Genomic DNA, 4080 nt, shown 5'->3' with positions numbered 1-4080 from the left:
GCTCGGCAGACTCAGCGCGGCTGGCCTGGATGGACTGATGCAGCTCCTGGATTTCCCGCAGGCGGGCGGCATTCTGCTCGGCAGACTCAGCGCGGCTGGCCTGGATGGACTGATGCAGCTCCTGGATTTCTCGGCTGTTGGCAGCAACCTGTTCGGCCGTCCAAGCCAGCAGTTGCTCCACCCGATCTAAGCGGTCTTGACTCTGACTGTTCACCCGGACGCTCCGCCTTGCGAGTTAAAGTTAATCAACGCGCTCAGGCAATTATAAGCAAATCTCTGCCAACTTCGAGCTAAACTCGACCAAACAAAACAGGTGGCATTGTCAAGCCATAGAGCGAGCTGCTACTCCCAGAGCCGCCGAATAGGAGAGCGATGCAGCAACCGATGAGCCTCAGCCAGCAACTCTGGGATCCGCAGATGCTCTGGACAGCGGGGTAAACAGTCGCCGCATTCGGTACAGCGGTCGGCAGGCAAGCCCGGAAACCAATGTCCGGCTTGGCCAAACATGTTGTAGCGGTACTGGGCAAACTCTGTCATGTCGTGGGCAATGGCCAAGTTGCGCAGCCGCAGCACTTCGGGGATGTGAATCCCCTCTGGGCAGGGCAGGCAGGCGTAGCACTGAGCGCAGCGGCTGGATCCCAGACGCTCCTGCTCGGCTTGGCGCAACCGTTCCTGGATCCGTGGGCCCTCCACCCACCAACGGTCGGGATCCTGCAAAGCAGACAAGGCCACCTGCAACTCCTCAGGATGAGTGACACCCAAGCTGAGGGTGTGCACACGCGGATCTGCCAGCAGAAAACAATAGGCAAACTCCAAGGGGCTGAAGGGCGCACAGCACTCTTGCAGGTGTTGAGGGGGGCGATAGAGCATTCCCCCTTTATCGGCAGGAGAAATGATGAACACGCCCATATCCTGCTGGGCAGCCGCTTCCAGAGCCGGCGCATTGCGCTGTTGGAAAAAGTGATGGTGCAAATTGACAAAGTCAAAGCATCCGGTCTGGATGGCCTGCAGGATTAACTCCAGGGATCCATGGGTGGAAAACCCAATGTGGCGCACCCAGCCTTCTTGCTGGAGCTGCTTGAGAATCGGCAGCCCTTTCTGCAGTACCCACTCCAGATGTTCCGGCAGATTGATACCATGAAAGGCAAACTGATCCAAATAATCCACCCGCAGACGGCGCAGGGATGCCTGCAGCCGCTCCCGCAGACAATCGCTGGGAGTGAGCTTGCTGGTCAAAATCAACTGATGGCGTGGGAAGGGCAGAGCTGGCAAAATCTCGCCCAAGAGCGCCTCGGCGTGACCATAAGCCTGGGCCGTTTCGATGTGGTTGATCCCTGCAGCCAAGGCTGCCTCAACGGTTGCCTGAGCCTGATCCCTGGGCACATTGACCAAGCGCATGCTGCCCAGAGAAAAGGCTGAAATGAGCTGCTGGGTGCGTCCAAAGCGGCGGTAGAGCATTCCGGTTCTCGCATCCAATCGTCCCCTCAAGGCGGGAGACAGCCTCAGATTGCCGGGTACAGGCATTGTTGGGAATTGTTGCCCAGCAGTTCTGCTGCCAGCCGGATCGCCTGCTTGAGGCTCTCGGCGCGGGCCACCCCTTGGCCGGCAATATCGAAGGCGGTGCCATGGTCAGGGGAGGTGCGGATGAAAGGCAACCCGATCGTCAGGTTAACTGCCCGCTCAAAAGCCAGCATCTTCACCGGGATCAGGCCTTGATCATGATAGAGAGCCAAGTAGGCATCGGCCACGGCTGGGGATCCTTGGCCGTGCCAGGCTTGCGCGGGAGCCAGCCACATGGTGTCAGGGGGAAGCGGCCCCCAGATTTGGGCGTGGGGATAGGTGCGCAGCAGCTCGGTCAGCCATTCTTTTTCCTCAGATCCCAGTTGACCCCGTTCGCCGGCATGGGGATTGAGGCCGGCCACCGCGATCACGGGATCCGGGATCCCGAAGGTGTGGCGCAGGGATCCCACCAGCAAGTCCAACTTTGTGCGCACTAAGTCTGGGGTCAGCACAGTGGGCACTTGGCCAAAGGGAATGTGGGTGGTGGCCAGCAAAACCCGCATCTGCCAACTGCTGTGGGGGGAACGGGCGACAAACATCATCCCGTAGCGTTCAGCTCCGCTCAGTTGGGCCAACACCTCTGTTTGGCCGGGGAAGCGGTAGCCGGCTCGATGCCACAGATATTTGGCGATGGGCGCTGTCACGATCCCCTGAAACTCGCCCCCCAGCGTCTGTTCGATTGCCGTTTTCAGGTACACAAAACTGGCCGCCCCACCCTCGGCATCCCCTCGACCAATACGGCCAGACTGTAACCGAAAGCCTGTGTCGCACTCCAGCATCGGGATCCCTGCCGGATCGGCCAAGGTAGCCGCACACCTCTCCCTCAGTAGGCAGTGGGTAGCTTCCAAAACCTGCCGATCCCCCACCACGGTAATCCGCGCACAGGCCCGCACCTCAGGCTCTGCCAACGCCTTGAGCACAATCTCCGGCCCAATTCCCGCAGGATCCCCCAACGTCAGGGCCAGTTTGGGCAGTGACAGGCTCATCAGGTCTTCTCTCGACAAGACAGGCGCTCCTTTTTCTTTTCTTGCCAATTCCTAGAGATCCCCCAAAAAGGGGGATACGTTAATCCATTCTGGCCCTAGGCCCGCCAGCAGGCTTTCTTCTTTCCGCTTCCAATTTCTAGAGAGCACGCAGAAAGCTGAAGCAGGACATTATCGCCGCAACCATCCAAGTTCCCGAAGAACGTTAGATTTTTGAGATTTTTGTTGCCAATTGATTGCGGATCCCTGGCAAAGGATTGACTGAGCAGGGGATTCGTTAGAGAGTATTTTCACCGGCTCGGCCGTCTGTACTTTGTCGCAGTTGTTGGCTGCTCTGATAGTCTTGACCGAGTAGGCGCTTGTAAAGAGCTTTCCACCTATGGCCGACCAGGTATCCAAATCTGCTTGGAGGATCCGTTCCCTGCTGCTGCCCCTGTTGGCGGGGGCTGCCCTCGGCTGTGGGGGGAGTGGCAGCAGCTCTCCGTCTCTTTCGCCACCGGCTGGGGAGCCCGTCATCCTAAGGGTGGATCCGGTCAGGGGCCCCTTCACCAAGCTGGCCGATGCAGTTGCGGAAGCGCAGCGGCTACAGAGCGCCACAGCGGGGCTAGAGGTGCTGATCCAGATCTTGGGGACGGGCAGGGAAACTTTGCAAAGCAACCTGGCCCTGGATGGGGGCGACGGCACCAATGGCGGGCGGATTCGGATTACCAGCTCTGTTGCCTACGAGATCCTGACGGGGTTGTTTGACGTGATTGTAGCCAGCCAAACCAGCCTGCAGGGGGTGGACGTGGTGCTGGGGGGCGGGCGGGTTCAGGTGAACGACGGCACCTTTCAGCCGCGCAAGGTCACCCTCAACGACCCCCGCTCCAACATCTTGGTCAACGGCAATGCCGCCGTCCTGGAGGGGGCTTTGGGCCAACTGGCTCAGATTCTGTGCCAGCAATTTTTGGATCCCTGTGTGCAGATCTCCGGCAATGGCCGGGTCGCGAGCGTCTCACCCATTGTCAGCAAAGCCGGTGGGGTGGGTATAGGCACTGTGCCGGGGAGCAATCCCACCCTCGAGAACAACGCGATCCTCCTGCAAGCTCTGGGAGCTTTGGCGGTTCGCTACAGCAACAACTCCGGCGGGATCTTCCGCAACAACCAGATCGAAGGGGATCCGCCTACTGCTGCGGCTGGGTTGGCGCTGCAGGCGCGGCAAAGAGACACTGGTGGCACCACCGGGATCCAACTGGATGGAGCGGGATCGGTGCCGGCGATTCAATCCAACCAGATCGGCGTGGGCAGGATAGCCGGCAGCGTCGGCATTCGCATCTTGCAAGGAACCCAGGCCCGCACCATTGCCGGAAATACGTTCCTAGCTCGGGGCGAGGGCGCGGGGGTAGCCATTCAAGTAGCCCCCGGCACACCGGCGGCAGTAGTCGCCGCCTACTTGGCCGGCAACAGCTTCCAGGGGAACTTTGCTGAGAGGATCGGCGGCGGATCCGCGCCCACCCCGACAGCGACCCCTGTCCCCACGCCCACACTGACACTGACT

General features: G+C 60.2%; 3 protein-coding genes and 1 pseudogene. 1 reads left to right on the top strand and 3 read right to left on the bottom strand.

Going from position 1 to position 4080, the window contains the following annotated elements:
• The 3 genes and pseudogenes from NW826_RS11160 to pdxA all read right to left on the bottom strand — a co-directional run.
• Window positions 1-214: pseudogene (locus NW826_RS11160) on the bottom strand (hypothetical protein); the annotation flags it as partial.
• Window positions 215-342: 128 nt separating this feature from the next.
• On the bottom strand, window positions 343-1458 hold the full coding sequence (locus tag NW826_RS11155) for an aldo/keto reductase (protein WP_414510162.1): 1116 nt from the start codon (window positions 1456-1458) through the stop codon (window positions 343-345).
• A 44-nt stretch (window positions 1459-1502) separates the two neighbouring features.
• A complete protein-coding gene (gene pdxA / locus NW826_RS11150) occupies window positions 1503-2549 on the bottom strand; it encodes a 4-hydroxythreonine-4-phosphate dehydrogenase PdxA (protein ID WP_414348803.1) in 1047 nt (348 codons plus the stop codon).
• A gap of 373 nt (window positions 2550-2922) precedes the next feature.
• Between pdxA and NW826_RS11145 the strand changes: the two genes are divergently transcribed.
• Window positions 2923-4080: right-handed parallel beta-helix repeat-containing protein (locus NW826_RS11145; protein ID WP_414510159.1), on the top strand; the 1158-nt coding region annotated here is incomplete at its 3' end.

The sequence above is a fragment of the Synechococcus sp. OH20 genome, from assembly GCF_047502685.1.
Lineage (GTDB): Bacteria > Cyanobacteriota > Cyanobacteriia > Thermostichales > Thermostichaceae > Thermostichus.
This window is presented reverse-complemented; position numbering and strand designations above follow the sequence as displayed.

What these genes read in the sequence shown, in the direction of transcription:
- NW826_RS11155 (WP_414510162.1), bottom strand. Translation starts at nt 1,458, where the DNA reads ATGCTCTACCGCCGCTTTGGACGCACCCAGCAGCTCATTTCAGCCTTT.